Here is a 23,895-nt window from a genome sequence, read left to right on the forward strand (position 1 = left end):
AGGGAGGACATGATGGACGTCACCGTTTCGCCGAAGAATCCGCCAGAAAATTCGATCGTATCTCGCGAGGAATGGCTGGAGGCGCGTCGCAAGCTCCTGGCGATGGAGAAAGAGGAGACCCATCTGCGCGACAAGGTGCGCGCTGAACGCCAGGCGCTACCCTGGGTGAAGATGGACAAGGACTACGTCTTTGATACGCCGACGGGCAGGAAGACGCTGGCCGAGCTTTTCGACGGCCGCAGCCAGTTGATCATCTATCATTTCATGCTCGGTCCGGAATGGGATGCCGGCTGCCCCGGCTGTTCTTTCCTGTCGGATCATATCGACGGAACGCTGCCGCACTTGAACAATCACGATGTTACCTTTGTCGCGGTCGCCCGCGCGCCGCTCGACAAGATCGAGGCCTACAAGAAGCGGATGGGTTGGAAATTTCCCTGGGTTTCGTCCTTCGGTTCGGATTTCAATTTCGATTTCCACGTCTCCTTCACGAAGGAGGATCTTGCGAAGGACAAAGTCTTCTACAATTTCTCCGCCATCCCCCCGGAACAGGCGCATGATGAATTGCCGGGCCTTTCGGCTTTCTACAAGAATGAGAAAGGCGAGGTGTTCCACACCTATTCGAGCTATGCCCGGGGCGGCGAGGAGATGATCGGTACGCTGATGATCCTCGATCGCGCGCCGCTCGGCCGCAACGAGAGCTCGACGATGAATTTCGTCAAGCGCCACGACGAGTATGAACAGAAGCCGGAGGCGGGTTCATCCTGTTGCCATTAAGCTGGCTCATCATCGGTCGTCATCAAGGAGGAGCGATAATGGAAATGGAATTGGCCAAGCCACAGGCCGAGCACGGCTTTCTTGAAAGGATGGTTGGCATCTGGGAAGTCAGCTCGCCGGACATGGGTAGCGACGAGAAATGGGTGGAAGTGGTTCGTTCGCTGCACGGCATCTGGTTCGTCGCCGAGGGCAACGGCAACATGCCACAAGGCGGAGGAGCCGCCACCACCATGCTCACTCTCGGCTACGATCCGGCCAGGGGCAAATATGTCGGAAGCTGGATCGGCTCCATGATGGCTTATTTGTGGGTCTATGAGGGCGAGGTTTCCGCGGACGGCACGACGCTCAGCCTCTACACGACCGGTCCTGATTTCGCGGAACCGGGCAAGACCGGCGAATATCGCGAGCAGATCATCTTCAAGGATGACGATCACCGCACCTTCAATTCCAGCGCCAAACAGCCGGATGGCACCTGGAAGCAGTTCATGGAAGCGCAATACACCCGCAAGCGCTGAGCTTGCCTGCGTCGAACCTATCTCACGGAGGAAACAATCATGTTGCAGACCGCTTCAGGGTCTCGTTCCGAGACCCATGGCAAATTCATCTGGTGTGAGTTGATGACGCCCGACACCGATGCCGCCGGCAAGTTCTATTCGTCGGTGGTCGGCTGGAAGGTGAAAGACGCAAGCATGCCGGGCATGTCCTATTTCCTGTTCGAAATGGGGGAGGGCGATAATTGCCCCGGCATCGGCGGCATGATGAATTTCCCGCCGGAGCTCGAAGGCAAGATCCCGCCGAACTGGACCGGCTACGTCGCAATCGACGACGTCGACCGGACGGCGAAGGATTTTGCGGAAAATGGCGGTCGCGTGCAGCGCGAGCCGGAGGATATTCCGGGCGTTGGCCGTTTCGCGGTCGTCGCCGATCCGCATGGCGCCGTCATCTGCATCATGACGCCGTTGCCGATGGAAAGCCCTCCGCAGGAATTGGCGCCGGAAGCGGTCGGCAATGTCGGCTGGCGCGAACTCTATGCCGGCAACGGCCAGGAAGCTTTCGACTTCTATTCGAAGATGTTCGGCTGGACGCTCGATCACGACTTCGACATGGGGCCGATGGGCGTCTACAAGATCTTCTCCCACAACGGCCGTCCGGTCGGCGGCATGATGACCAAGCCGGCCGACATGCCGATGGCCTGCTGGAGCTATTACTTCAATGTCGAGGCGATCGATGCGGCGATCGGGCGCGTCACCGCCGGCGATGGCAAGATCGTCAACGGCCCGATGGAGGTTCCCGGCGGAAGCTGGATCGTCAATTGCGTCGATCCTCAGGGGGCCCATTTCTCGCTCGTCGCGCCGAAGCGGTAAATGCCGCAGGGCTTGTGCGGCTCTCCCGGCTCCTGTAAGCGGGCAGCCATTCAACCGGTTCTGGCTTCAGGAGAGACGCCCATGGCAGGCGATGACGACGAATACGTCTATGACGAGGTGACGGGCGAATGGCGCCCGGCTTCGGAAATGGCTGCCGCCGCCCAGGCGGCCGCCGAGGTCCGCGACGCGTCCGGAAACGTCCTGAAGGACGGCGATTCCGTCACCCTCATCAAGGACCTGAAGGTCAAGGGCGCCAATCAGACCCTGAAACAGGGCACGGTCATCCGGTCGATCCGGCTGACCGAAAATCCCGAAGAGATCGACTGCCGCCACGACACGATCAAGGGTCTCGTGCTGCGCACGGAATTCGTCCGCAAACGGTGAGGGCTGGTCGAAGCCCTGGCTGATCTGAGACGCAATCCGCCTCTACCCCTCTGCCCTGCCGGGCAGAGGGGTAAGTTGCCCTGCACCTTGCGTGCGTCTCGGCGCACCTACCGCTTCAAGCTTCCGAGAATGCCGCGCACCAGCGCCCGGCCGACCTGGGTCGCGACCGTGCGCGCGACGCTCTTCATCGCCGCCTCGACGACCGTTTCGCGCTGGTATCCGGAACGGCGCGGCTTCGCGGCGCCCCGATTGTCGTCGTCGGTGCCAAAGCCCGGCAGCGTCCAGCCGGAACCCGCGGATGCCTCCGCGTCGTCCTTCTTCTCTTTCGCGGCGGCTGCATCGGCCGCCTGCTTGGCGCGTGCCGAAAGCATTTCGAATGCGGATTCGCGGTCCAGATCCTCGTCATAGACGCCGAGCACAGGGCTCTTGTCGATGATGGCCTGCCGTTCCTGGTCGGTGATTGCGCCGATGCGGCTGGCCGGCGGGCGGACGAGCGTGCGTTCCACAATCGAAGGTGCGCCCTTGCCTTCAAGCGTGGAGACCAGCGCCTCGCCGGTGCCGAGATTGGTGATCGCCTCAGCGCAGTCGAAAGCAGGGTTGGGGCGGAAGGTGTCGGCAGCCGTCTTCACCGCCTTCTGTTCGCGCGGCGTATAGGCGCGCAGCGCATGCTGCACGCGGTTGCCGAGCTGGGCGAGCACGCTTTCCGGCACGTCGAGCGGGTTCTGGGTGACGAAATAGACGCCGACCCCCTTGGATCGGATAAGCCGGACGACCTGCTCGACCCGCTCGATCAGCACTTTCGGCGCGTCGTCGAAAAGCAGATGCGCCTCGTCGAAGAAGAAGACGAGCTTCGGCTTGTCGGGGTCGCCCACTTCCGGCAGTTCCTCGAAGAGCTCTGACAACAGCCAGAGGAGGAAGGTCGCATAGAGCCGCGGGTTCATCATCAGCTTGTCGGCGGCGAGTACCGAAATCTGCCCATAACCATTATTGGTCGTGCGCATGATGTCGGAGATCTTCAGCGCCGGCTCGCCGAAGAAATGCTCGGCACCCTGCTGTTCCAGCACCAGCAGCGCGCGCTGGATCGAGGCGACCGAAGTCTTCGAAATGAGCCCGAACTGGCTGGAAAGCGCGTTCGCGTTTTCCGCCATGTAGTTGAGCAGCGCGGTGAAATCCTTGAGGTCGAGCAGCGGCATCCCGGCCTCGTCGGCGATCTTGAAGGCGATGTTGATGACGCCTTCCTGCGGCTCGGAGGCGTCCATCAGCCTTGAGAGGAGCAGCGGCCCCATCTCGGCGATCGTGGTGCGCACCCGGTGGCCTTTTTCGCCGAAGAGGTCCCAGAAGATCACCGGGAACTGTTCGAATTCGTAGTCGGTAAGGCCGATCGCCTCGGCGCGCTTCAGCAGGAAATCTTTCGGCTCGCCCTTCATCGCGATGCCGGAAAGGTCACCCTTGATGTCGGCGGCGAAGACGGGCACGCCGGCTTTTGAAAAGCCTTCCGCCAGGATTTGCAGTGACACCGTCTTGCCCGTGCCGGTGGCGCCGGTGACGAGGCCGTGGCGGTTGCCGAACTTCAGTTCCAGATATTCAGCCTTGTTGAGTGAATCGTCCGGATTGCGGCTGCCGCCGATAAAGAGCTTTGCCGTATCGTCCATGCGGTTGCGTCTCCTGCCATGTCGTGCGGCATTCCGTCCCGTCCGGCTGCGCCGCTTTCATCCGTCCATCGTAATACTCTTGTAATGCCCTTATAAGGATAGAGCCGAACGGCAACAACGTCTCCGGCGTTGATTCTGCCGTGAAAACTGAAAAGCGCCGGGGCTTGTGCCCGGCTCAGGTCCGGCTTGAGTTTGCTGGATGGTTGCTTTACGTTGACGTTAACGTCAAAAACAGAGGATAGAGCGATGAACGAACTGGTCTCCCGTGTTGCCGAGAATGTCGGAATTACTCCGGAGGTTGCTGAAAAGGCGATCGGCATGATGCTCGGTTTCCTGCAGCGGGAAGCCGATGACGGCGCCGTCGCCCGGATGATCGAGGCGATTCCCGGCGCTCCGGAACTGGTGGCCCAGTTCAACGGCGAGGGTGAGGGAAGCGGCGGCCTGCTCGGCGGGCTGATGGCAAGCTTCGGCGGCGGCGTCATGGCGCTCGGCCAGCAGTTGATGAGCCAGGGGCTCGGCATGGGCGAGATTACCGCGCTTGCCAAGGAGACGATCGCGGTTGCCCGCGAACATGCCGGCGACGAGGTGGTCGACACGGTCGTCGCGTCGGTTCCGGGCCTCTCCCAGTTCGTCTGAGGCAGCGACGCGGCCACGACAGAAAAGCCATTGACTTTTGGCCTGTTAAGGCACATTTCAACGGCGAAGCGGCACCCGTCCGGGTGTCGCTCTTTCAAAGGACAAGAGAGATGAACCCCGACAGTCGAAGTTCGACGTCAACATACCGACCTGTCTCTTCGGGGCTCTGATCCTTCTTTTCAAGGATACGCGCTCCTGAGGGACCGATGGTCCGAAAGGAGCCGCTATGCTGCGTATCCACGCCTATGACCTCGATCGTCTTGTGCCGGTCGCGTCCGATCTGCCGGTCGTCGCGCCGGCGCCGGTTGCGGACGGTGCGCTGGCCGTTGTCTGGTACGACCTGATCAATCCCACCCCTGAAGAGGAACGCACGGTCGGCGAGACCCTCGGCATCGCTGTGCCGAGTATCGACGAGATGGAGGATATCGAGCTTTCCGCCCGTCTTTACCAGGAGGACGGCGCCGAGTTCATGACCATGACGGTGCTGACCCGGCCGGATGCCGGCACGCCGCGCAAGGTGCCGGTCACCTTCATCGTCAAGGGTCAGGTTCTCGTCACCGTGCGTCATGCCGAACCGCGCCCGTTCGATGCCTTCCTCGCCCGTGCCCGCAAGCCGAACGGGGCAGGGCTGCATTCTGCGAGCGGCGAACTCATCATGACGGGGCTGGTCGAGGCGATCATCGACCGCATGGCCGATACGCTGGAACGGCTCGGCACCGAGATCGACCAGATCTCGCAGAGCATCTTCAGCGCCAAGGCGGCGAAGGCCGACAAGAAGACGCGCGACCTGCAGGAACTGATCCGCGAAGTCGGTCAGAAGGGCGAGTTCATCACCGTCGTGCGGGAAAGCCTCGTCAGCGTCAGCCGAGTGGTGGCCTATTACGCAGCACTCGACGGCGTCGACCGCAAGCTCTCGAAGGAACTGCGCCAGCGCCTGAAGCTGCTTCAGCGGGACGCGACCTCGCTCGGTGACCATTCCGCCTTCCTGTCGGGCAAGATCAATTTCCTGCTGGATGCGACGCTGGGGCTGATCAACCTGGAGCAGAACCAGATCATCAAGATCTTCTCTGTGGCGGCGGTGGTATTCCTGCCGCCGACGCTGGTCGCTTCGGTCTACGGCATGAACTTCGCCTACCAGCCGGAGCTGCAGTGGCACTACGGTTATCCGGCGGCGATCGGTCTGATGATCGTCTCCATGATCATGCCCTATGTCTATTTCAAGCGGAAGGGCTGGCTCTGACAGAAGAGGCCGGCAGGTAAGCTGGTAACGGTGGGGGCTGGCGGAGACGTCCAGCCCTCGAGCCGAGGCTTGATCGGCTTGCGCGCCGGCCTATTTCCCCTCCTGGCTGGGATGTCTGCAGACCCTTTTCCCTGATCATGGAGGAATACGATGCCTACCTTGAGCAATGGCAGCGAGCTTGAAATATGGGAAGACAGTGAGAACCAGAGCCCGGACGCGATCCTTTTCAACATAACGGAAACCGATGGAGACGTGCTCGGACCGACAGGCGCGCGCACGGATTATCCTTTTGGGTGGGTCGACCTGGCTTCGGTCGATGTCTTCGACGGCTTCTTTACCGTCACGACCTTTACCAACGACGGCAGGACCGAGCTTTTCACGACGCTGGAAACATTCGTTTTTGACAACGAAGGCAACTTTATCCGCGCCCTGTCCGCCCAGGCCGCCTATCTTTCGACCGAGATCATTTCGGTCATGGCGGTCGATCCAGACGACATCACTGTGACCTGGCTCGGCGCCAACGAATATTACGGCGGGCAGAACACTCAGTACGGCCAGCACCAGATCATCCTGGAAAACGGCGTGATTGAACCCGATACGTTCGTCAACCATGTGCCGACCGTCAGCGATCTCGACTTCACCCTTTTGCCGGGAGAATCCCTGGTCGATGTCCGGTTCAGTGCCTCGGATATCGATTACGACCTTTTGAGCTTCATTGTGGTTGACGCCCCGGATCACGGCATGCTGGGGCAGGAGACGCAATATGACGCCGGCTATTACCCCTTTCCACAAGGCAGTTACGGGGGCAGCCTGCACCATCACCAGGATTATCTGAGCGGCAATATCTTCGACTATACCCCCGCTCCCGGCTTCATCGGAACCGACACGTTTACCGTTTACGCCACCGACGGCCAGGGCAACAGCAATCTGGCGACCATCACCATCACGGTCGAACCGCCGCCGGAAGAGATCACGCTCACCGAGGCGAGAGACGTCGTCAGCTACAGTGCCGAGGATCATCCGATGCTTGTCGCTGCATTGGGCGGCAACGACCGGATCACCGGCAGCCGGTTCGGCGATCTGCTCGATGGCGGAATGGGTGATGACCATCTGCGCGGCCGCGCGGGCGATGACGAGATCATCGGCGGCGCGGGAAGGGACTGCCTCTACGGAGGCGCCGGCGACGATATTCTGTCCGGCGGAGCCGGCCGCGATACCCTGGCAGGCGGGGACGGCGGCGACACCTTCCTGTTCGACCTCCTCGGTCGGGCGAATTACGATAAAGTAACGGACTTCTCTTCTACGAATGATGTCATCCAGCTCGATAGCTGGGCTTTCGCGGGCCTTGCGCCCGGCGCGCTGGATACAGGCGCTTTTGCGCAGGGCAGGGCGGCCGTGGAGGAAGATGATCGGATCATCTACGATGACTGCTCCGGCCGTCTGATGTTCGATGCGGACGGTTCCGGCGACGCGGCAGCGGTGATCTTTGCGACCGTGGACGACGGCACCCCGCTTGTCGCCGACGACTTCTATATCGTCTAGCACGGCTCACGAGCGGTCTTCGGCATGCCGGCAACCGCTCGTGAATTCGCCTATTCCTACTTGCCCGCCACCTGTGGCTCGAAGTCCACGACGAACCGGCACGGTTCGTTGTTGTAGCGGCTGCTGGCCGCCTTGCAGCCGTCTGCGATCGACGTGCGGGTGGGCTTCTTGCCTTTCTCGATCCATTCCACCATGGCGGCGAAGATCGCCGCATATTGCGGCGTCGAGAGCTTGCTATGCTGGTTTTCGTCGGTGAAGGTCTGGACCAGCAGATCGGCATTGCCGGCCTTCGCGACTGTCTCGCGATATTGCGCTTCCAGCCCCACGAAGGCTGTCGGGTCGTCCATGGCGTGCATGGAAATCGTCGGCGCGACGATCATGCCGGTGAGGTCGGCATCGTAGGCGAGCAGCCGCCGCGCTTTGGCATCGGCGCTGAACCGCTCGACGCCCTTGTTGAGAGCCGCATCGTCATCCGAGCCGGAATAGACCGTCTTCGAATTGTCGAAGGGATTCTGCCCGTCGAGCCGTCGCCAGACGATGTCCTGGAAGAGATTGGTAGACCAGGCGAGATGCCCGACGAGACTACGCTCCGGCACCTTCGTGACGGCAAGGATGTTGGCGAGGTTTTTCGCCTGCTCCGGTGAGCGCTTGTCTTTGGCGAGCGAGACGCCAGTGCATTCGTCGACGCGCTTTTCGAGTTCCGCACGAGCCATTTTTCCGTCTTTTGGGAGGCCTTGCCAGACGGGGTACTGAGCCTCTTCGGGACGCGGATGGTTCCTGCAGTAATACTGGTAGACGGCGCGAAGATCAGCACGGAAGCCATAGGAGCCGGTGCCGCCGCCAAGCACGCCGCTGGTCAGCACCACGCCGTCGTAATTCGTCCTGCCGTTTGCATCGAGCGCATAGAGTTCGGCGGTCTTGGCGGCGACATTGCCGCCCCAGGACTGGCCGTGCAACAGGGTCAGCCGTGGCTCGCCGAGCAGCTTCTCGGCAACCTTGCGGACGTTGTCGGTGTCCTCAGCCGCCATCCGCACGCCATAGCCCGGCCGGCGATAGTTGGAGCCCGCCCAGGCATAACCCTCCTCAACGGTTACGGCGAAGCGCTCGAGATCCTCGACGGCATCATCCGGCTTGGGCTTGGCGGTGCGCGGCCCGCCATGCGAATGCACCACGAGAATGCCGTTCCAGTTCTGAGGCCTGGCAATCCAGTAGAAGGCGCCGTTCTCATCGGCGCCGGCGAAGCACTCCGTTCCTTTCGGAAGCGAAGCCGGGCACTCCTTCTTTTCCTGCGCGGACACAGGCGAAGATATGACGGCGGCGAGGGCCACCGAAGCCATTAGCATCTTGAAATACATGGAAAGTCTCCTCCTACTCCACGGTTGGAACTTATGCGGTGGGCGGAGAGGGAGGCAATCTCTGTATTGAGCAACATTTGAGGTCGAGAGCGATTCCGCACCTGCGAATGTTTGGTATTCTTCCCAACAGAGTGTACGGATGGGTGGTTTTTCACCCATCCGTTTTTTGATGATCGTCAAATCGGGAGGTCAATCATCCCACTTCGGTGCGAGATGTCCCGGATTGACGATGCGGCCGTTTGGCTTCGCAAGGCCATGGATCGCCTCCATCTCGTCGAGCGACAGCGCAAAATCGAAGACGTCGAAGTTTTCCGGGAGCCGGGAAACGGTCGCGGTCTTGGAAAGCGCCACGACGTCCTTCTGCTGGATCGCCCAGCGGAGCACGACTTGTGCGGCCGTCTTGCCGTGTCTGGCGCCGATCTCCTTCAGAAGCGGGTCGCTCGGCACCTTGCCGTCGGCCATCAGGTAATAGGCGGTTACCGACATGCCGTGCTTGCGGGCTTCGGCCAGGACCTTGGTCTGGTCGAGATAGGGATGGTATTCCACCTGGTTGGTGGCGAGCGGCGCGTCGGAAAGCTTGACGGCCTCCGCCATCAGGGCGGTCGAGAAATTGGAAACGCCGATATTCTTCACCTTGCCGGCCTTCACGAGCGCGTTCAATGCGCCGATCCGGTCGGCAAGCGGCATCTCGCTCTGCGGCCAGTGGAGCAGCAGGAGGTCGACATGGTCGGTCTTCAGCTTCTTCAGGCTCTCGTCGACCGAAGCGATGAAAGCATCGTGGCCCACCCGGTCGACCCAGACCTTGGTGGTGAGGAAGATATCGGCGCGCGGAATGCCGGAATTGGCGAGCACCTCGCCGACGGCCGCTTCATTGCCGTAGATCTGCGCGGTATCGACATGCCGGAAGCCGAGCTTCAGTGCTTCGGGCAGCACGCGAGCCACGTCCGAATCGGGCATGCGGAATGTGCCGAAACCGAGGGCAGGGATATTGGCGCCGTTGGCGCTGACTGTGAACATGGACAGAACTCCTGTGGAACGCCCGGCGCGCGGGCGGGCAAATGAGGCCCTTACTAGATGGACCGATTCTTAGAGGGATCAACCTCCGTGTTTTGGTAGGGCAAGCGCCTATGGGATTGTCCTGATTTTTATGATGCCGGTCACCCGGCCATCGGCGGGTCGAGGCGGGCAAAGCCCTCCTGCCGGCGATAGGGGAAATGTGGATAGGGAGCGGTGACGGCACTTGCGGCATCGAGCTTTTCGACCTGCTCCTTCGTCAGCGACCAGCCGACCGCACCGAGGTTCTGGCGAAGCTGTTCCTCGGTGCGGGCGCCGATGATCACGGAGGAGACGGTCGGCCGTCCGACGAGCCAGTTGATCGCTACCTGCGGCACGGTCTTTTCCGTTTCCACGGCGACCTCTTCCAGCGCATCGACCACGCGGTAGAGCAGTTCGTCATCGACCGGCGGGCCGAAGCTTGCGGTTTCGTGCAGCCGGCTTCCGTCCGGGATCGGCTTGCTCCGGCTGATCTTGCCGGTCAGCCGCCCCCAGCCGAGCGGGCTCCAGACCAGCGCGCCGAGCCCCTGGTCGGCGCCGAGCGGCATCAGGTCCCATTCGTAGTCGCGGCCGACCAGCGAATAATAGACCTGGTTCGCCACATAGCGGGTCCAGCCGTGTTTTTCTGCGGCTGCGAGCGATTTCATGATCTGCCAGCCGGAGAAGTTGGAAACGCCGATGTAACGCAGCTTGCCGTCAGCGACGAGCCGGTCGAGGGTCGAAACCACTTCCTCTACAGGCGTCGAGGCATCGAAGGCATGGAGCTGGAAAATGTCGATATGGTCGGTGCCGAGCCGCTTCAGCGCGGCCTCGACGGAACGGATCAACCGGAGCCGCGAGGAGCCCCAGTCGTTCGGCCCGTCGCCGGTCGGCAGGCTTGCCTTGGTGGAGATCAGCACGGCGTCGCGGCGGCCCTTGATGGCCTCGCCAAGCACTTCCTCCGAAGCGCCGTGTGAATAGACGTCCGCCGTGTCGAACAGGTTGACGCCGGCTTCGAGGCAGATGTCGACGAGGCGGCGGGCTTCCTCGACATCCGTGGTTCCCCAGTGGCTGAAGAGCGGGCCGGAGCCGCCGAACGTGCCGGCTCCGAAACTGAGGACCGGCACCTTGAGGCCGGATGCGCCGAGATTGCGGTATTCCATGGTCGTGGTCCTTGTTTGAGGAGGCTATTCAGCCGGGCAGGCGAGGGCAGCGGCTTCCGCATTGCGCCGGTCGAGCCGGATCGCGAAAATCGCGACGGCGAGCGCCGCGAGCGGCACGAGGCCGGCGACGAATGTGACCGCGCCGAGACCGGGGCCGTGGTCGATCACGGCGCCGCCGAGCCAGGCGCCGATCGCGTTGCCGAGGTTGAAGGCGGCGATGTTGAAGGAGGAGGCAAGGCCCTGTCCGGCGCCTTCCGCCTTCTGCAGCACCCACATCTGCAGCGGTGCGACGGTGGCAAACGCCGCCGCGCCGAACAGGCCGATGGCGATGACGGCAAGAACCGGCTGGTGGATCGCGGCGGTCATGGCGAGAAGCACGGCCGAAAGCGCCAGCAGGCTGCCGATGACGGTCGGCAGGAGATGGCGGTCGGCGAGCCAGCCGCCCAGAAGGTTGCCCACCACCAGCCCGCCGCCGAAGACGAGCAGGATGGGCGAGACTGCGGCTTCGGAAAAGCCGGTGATCTCGGTCAGGATCGGGGCGACATAGGTGAAACCCGCGAAGACGCCGACCCAGGAGAGCACGGTGGTCAGCAGGCCGAGCAGCACGGCGCGGCGGCCGAGCACGGCGGCGACGCCCTGCGAAGCCTCCTCTTGATCGCCGGTTGCTGCCTTGTCTTTCGGCACGAGGGCCACGATGACGGCAAGCGCGACGATGCCGATCAGTGTGACGGCGAAGAAGGTGGAGCGCCAGCCATAGGCCTGGCCGAGCCAGGTGCCAAAGGGCACGCCGAGAATATTGGCGACCGTCAGGCCGGTGAACATGACGGCGATGGCAGACGCCTTCTTGTTGGGCGCGACGAGGCTGGTGGCGACCACCGAGCCGACACCGAAGAATGAGGCATGCGCAAAGGCGGTGAGAACGCGGGCGGCCATCAGCGTCCAGTAGTCGGGCGCAAGCGCACAGGCGAGGTTGCCGATGGTGAAGACCACCATCAGGCTCATCAGCAGCGTCTTCTTCGACCATTTGCCGGCGATCGCGCCGAGCAGCGGTGCGCCGATGACGACGCCGAGCGCATAACCGGAGATGAGCAGGCCGGCCGCCGAGATCGACACGCCGAGATCGGCGCTGACCTCCAGAAGCAGGCCCATGATGACGAATTCCGTGACGCCGATCCCGAAGGCGCCGGCTGTCAGGGCATAAAGAGCAAGTGGCATGGTGCGGTCCCCTTGGTTGGGAAATGATCCTTGGGAGGAAGGATGAATTGATGCGGCGCAATATCGGCGCGGGGCACTTGCCTGTGTAGCCGCATAAGCGGATAATCATTTGTGAAATGAAGTCACAGATAATAATGTAGGTCGTGCCAGAGGGGGGGCACGGCACCATGGTTAAGATCGTCGAGCGGAAAGCGAAGGACAAACATGGACAACCGTGCCGGTGAAATGGAAGTCTTCGTGCTCGCGGCTGAGCTCAAGAGCTTTTCCGCGGCGGGGCGGAAGCTGAAGCTCTCGCCGTCGGCGGTGAGCAAGCTCGTCACGCGGCTGGAAAACCGGCTCGGCACGCGCCTCGTCGTCCGCTCCACCCGGCTCCTGCAGCTCACTCCCGAGGGCGAGACCTATCTCGCCCGCGCCCAGCGCATCCTGGCCGAAATCGCCGATACGGAGGAAGTCGTGTCCGGGGGAGGGCGCATGCTGCCGCGCGGACCTCTGTCGATCAACGCCTCGGTCGGTTTCGGCGAGCGCTACATCCTGCCGCTGGCGGGCGAATTCCAGCGGCTTTTCCCGGATGTGCAGCTCGATATCACGCTCACGGACGACATCGTCGATCTCATCCGCGAGCGGGTCGACATCGCCATCCGCCATGGACAACTCAGGGATTCATCCCTGATGGCGCGAAAGCTCGGTGAAAGCCGGCAGGTGGTCATGGCCTCGCCGGAATACCTGGAAAGACATGGGCTTCCGAAGACACCGGACGAGCTCATCCATCACAATTGCATCAATTTCAACTTCAGAAGAGCGGTCGAAGGCTGGCCGTTTCGTGATCCGCAGACGGGACGGCGCGACATCCTTCCCGTCTCGGGAAATCTGAAGGCGAGCAGCGGCTCGATCATCCGCCAGTTCTGCCTAGACGGGCTCGGCATCGGCCGCGTCGGGCGCTTCCATGTGGAGCCGGATATCGCGGCAGGCCGTCTCGTACCGGTCCTGGAGGATTTCAATCCAGAGGATATCGAGCAGATCCACGCCGTCTATGCCGGCCATGAGCATCTGGCGGTGCGCATCCGCGCCTATATCGATTTCCTGGCTGCACGACTTTGACGACCAGGTGTGTCGTCATTGCCGCATTCGTGCCACGGTTTGGCCGATTTTCTTCGGGAATCCAATGGGACAGGAGATTCTCGCCATGTCCGAACAATTGAACCAGGTTCTGGCCCGCATCCGGGCGGAAGTAAGCGCCGATTCGTCGGAACGTCCGCATCTCAGCGTGCCCATGGAGGACCTGCGGCTGCTGATCCAGAGCTTTGAAATTCTCCATTCCGAACGGGAGCAGTTGCGTCGCAAGATGGATCAGCACGCCGATGTCATGGAGGCGGTTACCGTCTTCATCGAGGCCTATCGCGACAAGTACAAGAACTACGGCAGCGGCGGCGTGCGCCCGAGCGCGGTCCTGCGCCGTGAAGTCTGGAGAATCTGGGCGGCGATGAACGGCCACGTGGTTGTGGCCGACAGCGATTTCTGATCCTGGTTTCCCTCAATCCCGATCGGGCGCGCCGAGCGGAAAGAACGGGCGGTAGGGCCGCGCCTCGTCCACGGCGCGGGCAAACGAGGGACGGGCGAGCAGCCGGCTGCGATAGGCCCGCACATTGGCGAAGCGCTCGCCGATTTCATGCGTCCAGTCGGCGTAGAAGAGCGACGGCGCCGCGGCGCAATCGGCAAGGCTGAACGTATCGCCCGCTGCCCATTCGCGGTTTGCCATACGCTGGTCGAGCCAGCCATAGGCGGCGTCCAGCATGTTAAGCGCCTCTTCCACGCCGTAAGGATCCCGTTTGTCCTCGGGGCGGAGCGCATTGAAGACGACCTTCTGCTGGGGCGTGGAAATGTAGTTGTCGAAGACGCGGTCGAGCATGCGCACTTCAATTGCCTGATCCGGATCGTCGGGAATGAGTTTCAGCGGCCCTGGATAATGCACCTGCAGATACTCGATGATGATCGTCGCCTCGAAGACCGGCTTGCCCTTGTCCACCAGCATCGGGAAACGCTTGACCGGCCATAGCTTGCACAGTTCCTCATAGGCCGATGGGTCTTCCGGCCCCAGCATGCGGGTATCGAATTCGGTGCCGTTCTCATAGAGTGCGGCAAGCACCTTCTGGCAATAGGACGAAAAAGGGTGCGAATAGAGGATCGGACGCATGACGGCCTCCCGGACCGATTGCAAAACGAAATCGGTTGATGGATATCGCAACTGCTCTGGCTTTGCAACCGGTTTATGCGGGTCGTGCTTGGTCCAATTCCGACCCTTCAACCCTCTGCGCCAACCGCCTCTCGCACATGCAGCGCCCGGATTTCCCTGGCCACGAGTTCCTGCAGCCGCCAGAGGTTGCGGTCGCGGATGCCGAATTCCGCGAGATGCACGACGGTGTTGTAGAGATATTCGGCGCAGGAGCCGCGATGTCCGCAGGCGCGCGCAAGGACCGGCGCCACGTCGTGGAGCGGCAGAAGCGGGCGAATGATCCGCCGGCTTGTTCCTCCGGCCCAGAAGACCAGCGCGCGGATCGTTTCGCCGCCTTGCGTCTTCACCGGCATCCAGCGCATCGAGCCGAGGCCTTCACGGTTGCTGACCTCGCGGCGCAGCGCTTTTTCCATCTGGATGCGCTTCTCCTCCTCGGCGACCTGATAGATCACCCCGTCGCAGCGCCCGCCGCGTGACAGCATCATCATCAGGCCGGGCTGATCCGGCGTGCCGCGGCCGCGCTCGATCCGCAGCGAGAAGGAACGGTGCCAGCCATGGAGGGTCGCGCGCTGGCACGCGACCGAATCGAAGCCGGGTTTCCAGATCAGTGATCCGTAGGCGAAGATCCACAGGGGCCTGTCGCCGAGCGCTTCGGTAAACTGATCCGCCAGCGAGGCGTAATCCGCGTCATTGAGTGGTTCCCAGGTCGGCGGCGGGCCGGGATCGGCCTCTTCGCGGAAACAGAGATCGACCAGCTCCTGCGTGAGCGACATGACGTGGTTTTTCGGCATGGTCCTGAGCGGTTTTCCGGGCAGTGCGACGAAAAATAGGGAAGCCGGAGAGTGCAGGCGAGCCTTGTCCAAGTCAATCCGTTTTGCTGCACCGCCGGATATTGTCGTCCGCCTTGCCATAAAATGGTCACGGAATGTCTCAGGCTGAAAGACAGTTTGAGGGGATCATGACGGAGACAGGATCATGGAAACGATGACCGATGCCGGCCTGGACCTTGTGCGGGTAAAGCACAGGCAACTCGACCTCGATGGCATGAAGGTGTTCTATCGCGAGGCGGGAAGAAAGGGTGCGCCGGCCCTGCTTCTCCCGCATGGCTACCCCTGCTCGTCCTATGAATTCCGTGAGCTGATGCCGCTTTTCGCCGACCGCTGGCATCTCGTGGCGCCGGATTTCCCGGGATGCGGCTACTCCGACACGCCGGAAAGTTTCCGCTACGATTTCGACGGCTTTGCCGATTTCCTCGATAGGTTTACGGATAAGTTCGGCCTCGGCCGATTCGCCATCTATCTTCATGATTTCGGCTCGCAGATCGGCCTCCGGCTGGCGATCAAGCGGCCGGAAAAGATCGCCGCCCTGATCATCCAGAACGGCGATATCTATGAGGATGTGCTTGGCCCGAAATATGCCGGACTGCAGGAATACTGGCGCAACCCGACGCCGGAGGGACGACGCGAGATTGCCGACGCGGTCAGCGAGGAGGGCTTCAGGGAGGAATTCCTCAACGACGTCCGGCCGGAGCTTGCCGAACGCATTTCGCCCGATCTCTGGAAACTGCACTGGTCGCTGATGGACGATCGTCGCCGCGAGATCGCCGTCGATATCATTGCGGGTCTTCGTGAGAATGTCGGATGGTTCCCTCGTTATCAGCAATATCTGCGGGATCATCAGCCGCCGACCTTGATCGTCTGGGGGCCGCAGGATGGTTACATGCCGGAACAATCCGCCCGCGCATTCCTGGGGGATCTGCCGAATGCGGAACTGCATCTGCTCGATGGCGGCCATTGGCTGCTCGAAACCAGCCTGAATGAGGTGGCCCCGTTCATTCGCGGCTTCCTCGGCCGGGTTCACGCGGCCTGAAACGAGGAGGGATGCAAACGGATGCGTTGGCTTTTTATTGCGGTACTGGGAATCCTGATCGGCTGCGTCCTGAGCATCATCTGGATGAATGACAGCAACTGGCCACAGGGTGACAGTCGCGTTGGAGGGCCTTCACCGCAAGATCCGCTTGTCGCCCCGCCGCCGGCCAACCCGTAAAAGGTGCGACTGAGCTATTTCCGCCCGAGTTCGAGCTTCAGGACCAACTCGGTGACCAGCTCATCGACGCTCCCTGTCGCGGTATCGATCACGAGAGGACGTTCACCCCAATCTTCATAGGTCCTGTCGGTGATCTGCTGCCATGTGGGTTTGATCAGCCCCGGAACGTCAGTCGCACGGGTTTCTGCGCGGCGGCGATGCTCCATCCTGTCCGAGCAGGTTACCTCGATCTCGACGGTCGGCATGCCCGATCGCTCCGCAACTGCAAGCCAGGCATCCCGGGTGATCTGCAGGCCATTGACGGAATCCGCGACGACCGTCTGGCCGAGGGTGAGATTGTCCTCGGCAATCCCGTAGGCCACCATGTAACCTGCCGGACCAACCTCGGAATTCGGGCCTCCGGAAGCCCGAATATTCTGCTCGATCGTATCGACCCGGACATGCACTGCGCCAATCCGCCGTGCAAGCGCGCGTGCGAGCGTCGTTTTCCCCACCCCCGGCAGTCCGCCCAGAATAACCAGCATGTGACATGTCCCCTTTTTGACGCCGGAGCAGTTCTCAGGCCTTCACTGCGATGACGAAGAAGCGCGGAAAGCGCAGGAGCACCCGCCCGTCGGCCATCGGCGGATAGGCCTTGGCGATGCGGGCCGTATAATCGGCAATGAAGGCTTCGGCATTTTCCGGTCCCGCCGCGTCGAGATACGGCCTCAATCCCGTGGCCTTGACCCATTCGACGATCGCCGGCGCATTGGCGAGCGGGTGGTAGTAGACCGTGTGCCAGACGTCCACGCGGGCGGATTTCGGCATCAGCGCGTCGAAATAGGCAGCGGGCGAGGGAAGAAGCGGACGCCGCACCCTGCCGCCTTCGAAAGCAGACGCCCAGGGGCCGGCAGCTCCCGTTTCCTCCATCAGCAAATGGCTGGGTTCGGAAAGATTGTCCGGCATCTGCACCGCCAGCGTCCCGCCGGGTTTCAGATGATCCATCAGGCGGGCAAGAACCGCGAGATGGTCCGGCACCCACTGGAAGACGGCATTGGCATAGAGCAGGTCGGCCGGCTGGTCGGGTGTCCAGGTATTGAGATCGGCTTTTGTGAATTCGGTGCCGGGCAGGCGCTTTCTCGCTGCAGCGAGCATGTTGTCGTCGCTGTCGAGGCCGATGACGTTCGCCGCGCCGAAGCGCTCCACCAGCAGTTCGGTGGAATTTCCGGGCCCGCAGCCGAGATCATAGGCTTTCGTCGCCAAGGCGAGCGGCACCTGCGCGATAAGGTCGCGGGCCGGGCGGGTCCGCTCATCCTCAAATTTCACATATTGCTCCGCAGACCACGCCATTCGGAATACCCTCCTTTGGATTTCACCGCGTGGAAAATGCCACTCCTCCGGTCCGGCCTCCATGGATAAAAGCATCAATTTTTGTGATGACTCATTTCATATTATCGCTTGACCTCGGCGTGGCGGCGGGCCTTCACTCACCGCAATTTTGAAGAGCCGCAATCTGGAATATCCAAGGAGACCGAAATGCCCGTCAATACAGCCGCCCGCACCGCCACCTGGACTTTCGTGGACGGCGAATGGCTGGAGGGAAATCCGAAGCTCGTCGGCCCGACCTCGCACGCCATGTGGCTCGGTTCGACGGTCTTCGACGGCGCCCGCTGGTTCGACGGCATTGCGCCCGACCTCGACCTCCATTGCCAGCGCATCAACCGGTCGGCGAAGAACATGGGCCTGACCCCGGTGATGAAGGCGGAAGAGATCGAGACGCTCGCCTGGGAAGGCGTTGCGAAATTCGACGGCAGGACGGCGATCTACATCAAGCCGATGTATTGGGCCGAACACGGCATGCCCTTCAGCGTCGTGGCCGCCGATCCGGAATCCACCCGCTTCGCGCTCTGCATGTTCGAGGCGCCGATGCACACCGCGAAGCCTTCCTCGCTCACCGTCTCCCCCTATCGCCGCCCGAACCCGGAAGTGGCGATGACCGGCGCCAAGACCGGCAGCCTTTATCCGAACAGCGGCCGCATGATCCTCGAAGCGCGTAACCGCGGCTTCGACAACGCGCTCGCCCGCGACATGAATGGCAATGTCGCCGAGACCGCCTCGTCGAACATCTTCATGGTCAAGGACGGCGTGGTGATGACGCCGGTTGCCAACGGCACGTTCCTCGCCGGCATCACCCGCTCGCGCGTGATCGGTCTGTTGCGCCAATCGGGCTTCGACGTGCGCGAGATGACGCTGACCGTGGATGATTTCATGGATGCCGACGAGATATTCACGTCGGGCAACTATTCCAAGATCGTGCCGATCAACCGTTTCGAAGAGCGCCAGCTCCAGGAAGGCCCGGTCGCCCGCAAGGCGCTGGAAATCTACATGGATTGGGCGCGCTCCAAGACCGGCGACGATGCCTGAGGTTTTGGGAGGGCGTCGGCGGTTCTAAAGAAGGTCGTCGTCTTCCTCGGCATCATCCGGTCCGCCGAGGCTTTTGCCGCCGTAGAGAATGCGGGCAATGGTGACCGTGTGCTCTTCGACGCGGAAGGCAATGGTTGCTCTCCGGCGGTATCCGACAAGGCGGAGCCCTGGCTCTATATCGTCACGCAATGTTCCTCTTCTGGGGAACATATCGAAGCGGTGGCAGTGGTCGATGATTTTGCGGATATAGGCCTGAGCAAAGTCTTCCCCCGCCTTTTCCGCAAGATAGTCGAACAGATCGGCGAGATCCATTCGCGCTTCAAAGGAGAAGATGACGGTATAAGTCATGCGCCGATCGATCTTCGATCCCGGGTACGGATGTATTCCTCAAGCTCTTTTCTTGTCTCTTCCACCGTGCGGGCGCGGCTTGGGTCGGCGTCATGCGCCCTCAGCGTCGGCACGACCTCGTCACGCAGCCACTGCTCGATTTCTGCATCGTGATCGGCAAGATAGCGCAGGCCCTCGGCGACGACCTCGCTCTCATTGGCGAATTCGCCGGAAGATACTTTTTTCTCGACAAGCTCGGCCATGTCTTCCGGCAGTGAGACGGTGATGGATCGGTTCGGGCGCATCAATGGGCTCCTGTGTGCCGACAAGCCTAGCACATCCATAGGACGTCCGCCATTTACGGTTTGGTCGGATCAGACCGGCGGTACTCGTTCAAGACGGGGCAATGTCGCCGCGATCCTCCTCCCTCAAACAAACCGCACCGCGGCGGTGCCGATGATGATCATCGAGACGGCGATCATCAGGGGCCTGACGGGTAATCTGCGGACGACCATCGCGCCGATCGGGGCAGCCAGGATGCCGCCGGCGACCAAACCCAGGGCCGGCGCAAGCTCGCCCCAGCCGAGCGCCAGGATGAAGGTCGCCGAAATCGCCGTGGTGACGGCGAATTCGGTGAGGTTGGTGGAGCCGATCACCTTTTTCGGGTCGTGGCCGCGGCCGAGCAGGCTGCTCGTTACGATCGGTCCCCAGCCGCCGCCACCCATGGCGTCCAGGAGCCCGCCTGCGCCGCCGATATAGGGCACGATCCAGTCGTGCACGTCGCGCGGGAATCGCGGGCGGAAGGCCTTGTAGAGGATGAAGAAACCGATGGCGATCAGATAGACCGAGACGAAGGGTTCGATCGCCTTGCCGTCGATATTGGCGAGCACATAGGCGCCGATTGCTCCGCCGATCATGCCGGCGGGCGCCAGCCTGAGGACGAGCCGCCAGTCGACATTGCGGTGGTAGAGATGCGAAAGTCCCGAGGCCGCGGTCGTGAAGCATTCGGCGACATGCGTCATGGCGCTGGCCATCGAAGGGGCGACGCCGATCGTCAACAGACTGGTCGTCGTCAGCACGCCGAAGGCCATGCCGAGCGCTCCGTCAATGATCTGGGCCAGGAAACCGATGACGACGAAGACGAGGAAGTCGGATGGCAGGAAATCGAACATCGGCTCCTCGAACTGGCTTGCCTCCAGCCCGATTGTAATTCCCCATTCTTCCAAAAGTTCCGGAACGGAAGTCGCCTCAGGCGTTCGGGCTTCTATTTTCCTGTCTTCACCATCAGTCTGTCGCCTGAGATCTCGCCGCCGATCTCGGCCTTTTTCGTCTTCTTGTCGAAGACGCAGATAGCGCTGATCGTCACCTTCGCGCCGACCGCCTTGCCGGAAACGACGGCAAGCCCGTAACTCTCGCTGCCGAAAGGGTCGACCAGCGCCTCGCCCTTCTCGATGAGACCCTTTGCCGCCGAAACGCAGGCCTTATCCACCTCCGTCCGGAATTCGGACCAGGCGTCGTCGGACGAGGCATGGACGGCAGGAGCGCCGACCGAGATCAGGATGGCGGCGAGGGCGGATCGGGTCTTCATGAAAAAGGCTCCATAGGGATGAATCGGCCCGTTTCTTGTATGCCGAAAATTCGGTAAGGTCTTGTCCCTGCGGGCTTGATTTTTGGCAAGATCACCGTTGCCTCTTGGCCGCTCCGCTCCTATGTTCCGCCTCGACCCTTGTTCAAGGTGTTTGCTGAAAAGGAGTAAGACAATGGCCTTCGAACTTCCTGAACTCCCCTATGATTACGAAGCACTTTCGCCCTACATGTCGAAGGAAACGCTGGAATTCCATCACGACAAGCACCACAAGGCCTATGTCGACACGGGCAACAAGCTCGCCGCCGAAGCCGGCATGGGTGACCTGTCGGTCGAGGAAGTCGTGAAGAAGTCCTTCGGCACCCATCAGACCCTCTTCAACAATGCCGCCCAGCACTACAACCACATCCATTTCTGGAAGTGGATGAAGAAGGGCGGCGGCGGCACCTCGCTGCCGGGCAAGCTGCAGGCTGCGATCGACAGCGATCTCGGCGGCTACGACAAGTTCAAGGCGGATTTGATCGCCGCCGGCACGACCCAGTTCGGTTCCGGCTGGGCCTGGGTTTCGGTGAAAGACGGCAAGCTCGTCATCTCCAAGACCCCGAACGGTGAAAACCCGCTCGTGCACGGCGCCGACCCGATCCTCGGCGTCGATGTCTGGGAGCATTCCTACTACATCGACTACCGCAATGCCCGTCCGAAATATCTCGAAGCCTTCGTCGACAGCCTGATCAACTGGGATTACGTGCTCGAACGCTACGAAGCCGCGACGAAGTAAACGGCGGCCATCGCTGATCTTCACAGCACCCGGCACTGCAAGGTGTCGGGTGTTTTTGTTTTGAGGCCATGATCCCGTGACGTTGATTTCCTGTCGTGCAGGCATCAACGTAATATGTGTTCCTCTAGCGAATGTGAAAGCGAGGGACAAAATGGTTGAACCTTCTATCGCGGCCGTGCTGGCGCAACTTGTCCCCCGGGAGCCGATTTTTCACAGGCGCGAATTCGGCACCAGCCGAGAAGCGCTGGAAGCCATGACGGACGAGGCGTTCTGGGAGATTGGAGCGAGCGGCCGGGTCTATACGCGGGCGTTCGTAATCGACAATCTCATCAAGCGATACCGCGATCCGGAGCCTCACGATTGGCCCTGCCGTGATTTTGCGATCAGCCGCCTTGCGGACGGAATATACCAACTGTCCTACATATTGGAGGAGCCGGACCGTCGCACCTGGCGTACGACGCTTTGGAGAAACACGTCGGGGGGTTGGAAAATACTGTTCCATCAGGGAACGGTGATTGCTTGAACGATGGCCATCTGCGACCGACATCCCGGTCCGTCACACGCCTGTCACAACCGCAAAATACCCCCCTCTCCATGCCTCACGAAACACCGCTTCTCCGTTTCGGCGTGATTGCCGATCCGCAATATGCCGACCTGCCGCCGTGGCTGGAGATGGACCGTTACTACGCCAACAGCCTCGACAAGCTGAGGGAGGCGATCGGCGTCTTGAACGGCGAAGACCTCTCCTTCGTGGTGACGCTCGGCGATCTCATCGACCGCAACTGGGAAAGCTACGACCCGGTCCTTTCGGCTTATGATGAGCTGCGCCACGAGAGTTTCCTCATGCCGGGCAACCACGATTTCGCCGTTGCGCCGGACCGGCTGGCCGATATCCATGCGCGGCTCGGCATGCCCGCCGCCTGGCACGATTTTTCCCGCGACGGCTTTCGTTTCATCGTGATCGAGGGCAATGAGATCAGCCTGTTTTCGGCGCCCGAAGGCCACCCGCGGCGCACGTTGGCTCGGGAGCGATTGGAGACCTTGCGGGCTCAAGGCGCAATCAACGCCAGGGAGTGGAATGGCGGCATCGGCGAAGAACAGTTCGCCTAGCTTAAGGAGACGCTGGAGCAGGCCCGATCGGCAGGCGAACAGGTCATCGTCATGGGCCACTATCCGCTATTTCCGGAAAACGAGCACAATCTCTGGGGCCATGAGCGTCTGACCGATCTCTTCGCTCGCTCCGGCAATGTCGTCGCGTATCTCAATGGCCACAACCATGCGGGCAATCTCGGCCGCAACGGCAACACCTGGTACGTGAATTTCAAGGGCATGGTCGACACGGAGAAGGAAAACACCTTTGCCGTCGTCGAGATTTTTCCCGATCGCATCGCGATCATCGGCCACGGTCGCGAGGAAAGCCGGACACTGCCGCTTTAACCAGCCGCTTCGGCACTCACCGTCCAGCCCTGTACCCAGAGTTGGCGCAGCTTGTCGCCTTCGCCGCGGAAAAAATCCCCGACCGGCTCGCAATGCTCCACCCGGTCGGTGCGGAAGTTGCGGATCGCCTGCCTGAGTTCGCACCAGGCGACGATATTGGCCGTCTGCGAATAGTAGATAAGCGCGACCGGCCGGATCGTCCGCTCCGTGGCGCGGGCATATTCGTCGCGATAGTCGAGCGCCAGCTTCTGCTCGTCGCGGATCGCCCGGCGCACCATGGCCAGATCGACCGCTTCCGGCGCCGGCGCCGGCGCGCCCCAGGCATGCAGCGCATTGGCGGAGAAGATATCGGCAAGCGGCGGCGGCACGACCGCGGCGATCTTGCGGTTCACTTGTCTGGCCGCCTGCTTGAGTTCTGTGTCGCCGGTGCGTTCGAGAAGCGCCAGTGCCAGCACGATCGCCTCCGTCTCTTCGATCGAGAGCATCAGCGGCGGCAGCGTGAAGCCGGGGCGCAGGATATAGCCGATGCCGCGACCGCCCTCGATCGGCACCCGCATGGCCTGCAATGCAGCGATATCCCGGTAGATGGAGCGCACGGTCACTTCGAGCTGCGCGCCGATCTCGGCAGCCGTCACCGGCTTTTTCGCAAGCCGCAGGATCTGGATGATCTCGAACAGGCGCGAAGCCTTGCGCATGCTTTTCCCCATCGCTCAGCCAATCCCAACTGACAAT

General features: G+C 61.7%; 27 protein-coding genes and 1 pseudogene. 14 read left to right on the forward strand and 14 right to left on the reverse strand.

Features of this window, described 5'->3' with window-relative positions:
* The first annotated feature begins 12 nt into the window (after positions 1–12).
* The 4 genes from QEO92_RS03525 to QEO92_RS03540 all read left to right on the forward strand — a co-directional run bounded on the left by QEO92_RS03525 (position 13) and on the right by QEO92_RS03540 (position 2,522).
* The gene (locus QEO92_RS03525) at positions 13–774 is read left to right on the forward strand and encodes a DUF899 domain-containing protein (RefSeq protein ID WP_227702183.1); all 762 of its coding nucleotides are present in this window, start codon (positions 13–15) and stop codon (positions 772–774) included.
* Between the two features lie 44 nt (positions 775–818).
* Positions 819–1,289, forward strand: a complete 471-nt coding sequence (locus tag QEO92_RS03530) for a DUF1579 domain-containing protein (protein ID WP_227705074.1) — start codon at positions 819–821, stop codon at positions 1,287–1,289.
* 39 nt (positions 1,290–1,328) lie between these two features.
* Positions 1,329–2,138 carry a VOC family protein gene (locus tag QEO92_RS03535; protein WP_227702184.1) on the forward strand — a complete coding sequence of 270 codons (810 nt, stop codon included), beginning with the start codon at positions 1,329–1,331 and terminating at the stop codon, positions 2,136–2,138.
* An 81-nt stretch (positions 2,139–2,219) separates the two neighbouring features.
* The gene (locus QEO92_RS03540; RefSeq protein WP_210049667.1) at positions 2,220–2,522 is read left to right on the forward strand and encodes an alkylphosphonate utilization protein; all 303 of its coding nucleotides are present in this window, start codon (positions 2,220–2,222) and stop codon (positions 2,520–2,522) included.
* A 107-nt stretch (positions 2,523–2,629) separates the two neighbouring features.
* Here QEO92_RS03540 and QEO92_RS03545 read toward each other — a convergent pair whose 3' ends face one another.
* Entirely contained in the window at positions 2,630–4,174 is a 1,545-nt protein-coding gene (locus QEO92_RS03545; protein ID WP_227702185.1) for a helicase HerA-like C-terminal domain-containing protein, read from the reverse strand.
* 246 nt (positions 4,175–4,420) lie between these two features.
* Here QEO92_RS03545 and QEO92_RS03550 point away from each other — a divergent pair, with 246 nt between their 5' ends.
* The 3 genes from QEO92_RS03550 (at position 4,421) to QEO92_RS03560 (ending at position 7,592) form a co-directional block, all read left to right on the forward strand.
* On the forward strand, positions 4,421–4,810 hold the full coding sequence (locus QEO92_RS03550; RefSeq protein WP_227702186.1) for a hypothetical protein: 390 nt from the start codon (positions 4,421–4,423) through the stop codon (positions 4,808–4,810).
* A 226-nt stretch (positions 4,811–5,036) separates the two neighbouring features.
* Entirely contained in the window at positions 5,037–6,050 is a 1,014-nt protein-coding gene (corA, locus tag QEO92_RS03555) for a magnesium/cobalt transporter CorA (RefSeq protein ID WP_227702187.1), read from the forward strand.
* Between the two features lie 150 nt (positions 6,051–6,200).
* Positions 6,201–7,592, forward strand: a complete 1,392-nt coding sequence (locus QEO92_RS03560) for an Ig-like domain-containing protein (protein ID WP_265105660.1) — start codon at positions 6,201–6,203, stop codon at positions 7,590–7,592.
* A 56-nt stretch (positions 7,593–7,648) separates the two neighbouring features.
* Here QEO92_RS03560 and QEO92_RS03565 read toward each other — a convergent pair whose 3' ends face one another.
* The 4 genes from QEO92_RS03565 to QEO92_RS03580 all read right to left on the reverse strand — a co-directional run bounded on the left by QEO92_RS03565 (position 7,649) and on the right by QEO92_RS03580 (position 12,357).
* Positions 7,649–8,947, reverse strand: a complete 1,299-nt coding sequence (locus QEO92_RS03565) for an alpha/beta hydrolase (RefSeq protein ID WP_227702188.1) — start codon at positions 8,945–8,947, stop codon at positions 7,649–7,651.
* A gap of 189 nt (positions 8,948–9,136) precedes the next feature.
* A complete protein-coding gene (locus QEO92_RS03570; protein WP_037157790.1) occupies positions 9,137–9,964 on the reverse strand; it encodes an aldo/keto reductase in 828 nt (275 codons plus the stop codon).
* Between the two features lie 140 nt (positions 9,965–10,104).
* A complete protein-coding gene (locus QEO92_RS03575) occupies positions 10,105–11,142 on the reverse strand; it encodes an aldo/keto reductase (RefSeq protein WP_227702189.1) in 1,038 nt (345 codons plus the stop codon).
* Between the two features lie 24 nt (positions 11,143–11,166).
* Positions 11,167–12,357 (reverse strand): MFS transporter, encoded by a 1,191-nt coding sequence (locus QEO92_RS03580; protein WP_227702190.1) that lies wholly within the window; start codon positions 12,355–12,357, stop codon positions 11,167–11,169.
* A gap of 204 nt (positions 12,358–12,561) precedes the next feature.
* Between QEO92_RS03580 and QEO92_RS03585 the strand changes: the two genes are divergently transcribed.
* Both QEO92_RS03585 and QEO92_RS03590 read left to right on the forward strand, forming a co-directional pair.
* Positions 12,562–13,455 carry a LysR family transcriptional regulator gene (locus QEO92_RS03585; RefSeq protein ID WP_037157781.1) on the forward strand — a complete coding sequence of 298 codons (894 nt, stop codon included), beginning with the start codon at positions 12,562–12,564 and terminating at the stop codon, positions 13,453–13,455.
* Positions 13,456–13,540: 85 nt separating this feature from the next.
* Positions 13,541–13,876 (forward strand): hypothetical protein, encoded by a 336-nt coding sequence (locus QEO92_RS03590; protein ID WP_227702191.1) that lies wholly within the window; start codon positions 13,541–13,543, stop codon positions 13,874–13,876.
* Between the two features lie 12 nt (positions 13,877–13,888).
* Here the strand turns inward: QEO92_RS03590 and QEO92_RS03595 are convergent, their stop codons facing one another.
* Entirely contained in the window at positions 13,889–14,548 is a 660-nt protein-coding gene (locus QEO92_RS03595) for a glutathione S-transferase family protein (RefSeq protein ID WP_227702192.1), read from the reverse strand.
* A 107-nt stretch (positions 14,549–14,655) separates the two neighbouring features.
* Entirely contained in the window at positions 14,656–15,378 is a 723-nt protein-coding gene (locus QEO92_RS03600; protein WP_227702193.1) for a gamma-glutamylcyclotransferase, read from the reverse strand.
* Between the two features lie 193 nt (positions 15,379–15,571).
* On the opposite strand from QEO92_RS03600, the gene QEO92_RS03605 reads away from it, so the two are divergent.
* The gene (locus QEO92_RS03605; protein WP_227705075.1) at positions 15,572–16,456 is read left to right on the forward strand and encodes an alpha/beta fold hydrolase; all 885 of its coding nucleotides are present in this window, start codon (positions 15,572–15,574) and stop codon (positions 16,454–16,456) included.
* A gap of 191 nt (positions 16,457–16,647) precedes the next feature.
* On the opposite strand, the gene QEO92_RS03610 is transcribed toward QEO92_RS03605, so the two are convergent.
* Complete coding sequence (locus QEO92_RS03610) at positions 16,648–17,157, reverse strand: P-loop nucleotide/nucleoside kinase family protein (protein WP_227702195.1); 510 nt, start codon at positions 17,155–17,157, stop codon at positions 16,648–16,650.
* Between the two features lie 34 nt (positions 17,158–17,191).
* The gene (gene tam / locus QEO92_RS03615; RefSeq protein WP_227702196.1) at positions 17,192–17,962 is read right to left on the reverse strand and encodes a trans-aconitate 2-methyltransferase; all 771 of its coding nucleotides are present in this window, start codon (positions 17,960–17,962) and stop codon (positions 17,192–17,194) included.
* Positions 17,963–18,148: 186 nt separating this feature from the next.
* Here tam and QEO92_RS03620 point away from each other — a divergent pair, with 186 nt between their 5' ends.
* Positions 18,149–19,036, forward strand: a complete 888-nt coding sequence (locus QEO92_RS03620) for a branched-chain amino acid aminotransferase (RefSeq protein ID WP_037157766.1) — start codon at positions 18,149–18,151, stop codon at positions 19,034–19,036.
* A 24-nt stretch (positions 19,037–19,060) separates the two neighbouring features.
* Here the strand turns inward: QEO92_RS03620 and QEO92_RS03625 are convergent, their stop codons facing one another.
* From QEO92_RS03625 to QEO92_RS03640, 4 genes are all read right to left on the reverse strand, one after another.
* Positions 19,061–19,384, reverse strand: coding sequence for a type II toxin-antitoxin system RelE/ParE family toxin (locus tag QEO92_RS03625; protein WP_037157763.1), 324 nt, complete (start codon positions 19,382–19,384; stop codon positions 19,061–19,063).
* The gene (locus QEO92_RS03630; protein ID WP_037157760.1) at positions 19,381–19,668 is read right to left on the reverse strand and encodes a ribbon-helix-helix domain-containing protein; all 288 of its coding nucleotides are present in this window, start codon (positions 19,666–19,668) and stop codon (positions 19,381–19,383) included. Before QEO92_RS03630 ends, QEO92_RS03625 begins: the two co-directional genes overlap by 4 nt.
* A gap of 123 nt (positions 19,669–19,791) precedes the next feature.
* Positions 19,792–20,535 (reverse strand): sulfite exporter TauE/SafE family protein, encoded by a 744-nt coding sequence (locus tag QEO92_RS03635; protein WP_227705076.1) that lies wholly within the window; start codon positions 20,533–20,535, stop codon positions 19,792–19,794.
* Between the two features lie 92 nt (positions 20,536–20,627).
* Positions 20,628–20,951 carry a hypothetical protein gene (locus QEO92_RS03640; protein ID WP_037157757.1) on the reverse strand — a complete coding sequence of 108 codons (324 nt, stop codon included), beginning with the start codon at positions 20,949–20,951 and terminating at the stop codon, positions 20,628–20,630.
* A 172-nt stretch (positions 20,952–21,123) separates the two neighbouring features.
* Here QEO92_RS03640 and QEO92_RS03645 point away from each other — a divergent pair, with 172 nt between their 5' ends.
* From QEO92_RS03645 to QEO92_RS03655, 3 genes and pseudogenes are all read left to right on the forward strand, one after another.
* Complete coding sequence (locus QEO92_RS03645) at positions 21,124–21,726, forward strand: superoxide dismutase (protein WP_227702197.1); 603 nt, start codon at positions 21,124–21,126, stop codon at positions 21,724–21,726.
* Between the two features lie 151 nt (positions 21,727–21,877).
* Entirely contained in the window at positions 21,878–22,249 is a 372-nt protein-coding gene (locus QEO92_RS03650) for a nuclear transport factor 2 family protein (protein ID WP_227702198.1), read from the forward strand.
* A gap of 71 nt (positions 22,250–22,320) precedes the next feature.
* Positions 22,321–23,163: pseudogene (locus QEO92_RS03655) on the forward strand (metallophosphoesterase).
* Here QEO92_RS03655 and QEO92_RS03660 read toward each other — a convergent pair.
* The gene (locus QEO92_RS03660) at positions 23,160–23,858 is read right to left on the reverse strand and encodes a helix-turn-helix transcriptional regulator (RefSeq protein ID WP_227702199.1); all 699 of its coding nucleotides are present in this window, start codon (positions 23,856–23,858) and stop codon (positions 23,160–23,162) included. The pseudogene QEO92_RS03655 and the gene QEO92_RS03660 overlap by 4 nt on opposite strands.
* Positions 23,859–23,895 lie beyond the last annotated feature (37 nt).

This window comes from Neorhizobium petrolearium (assembly GCF_029854435.1).
Classification (GTDB): domain Bacteria; phylum Pseudomonadota; class Alphaproteobacteria; order Rhizobiales; family Rhizobiaceae; genus Neorhizobium; species Neorhizobium petrolearium.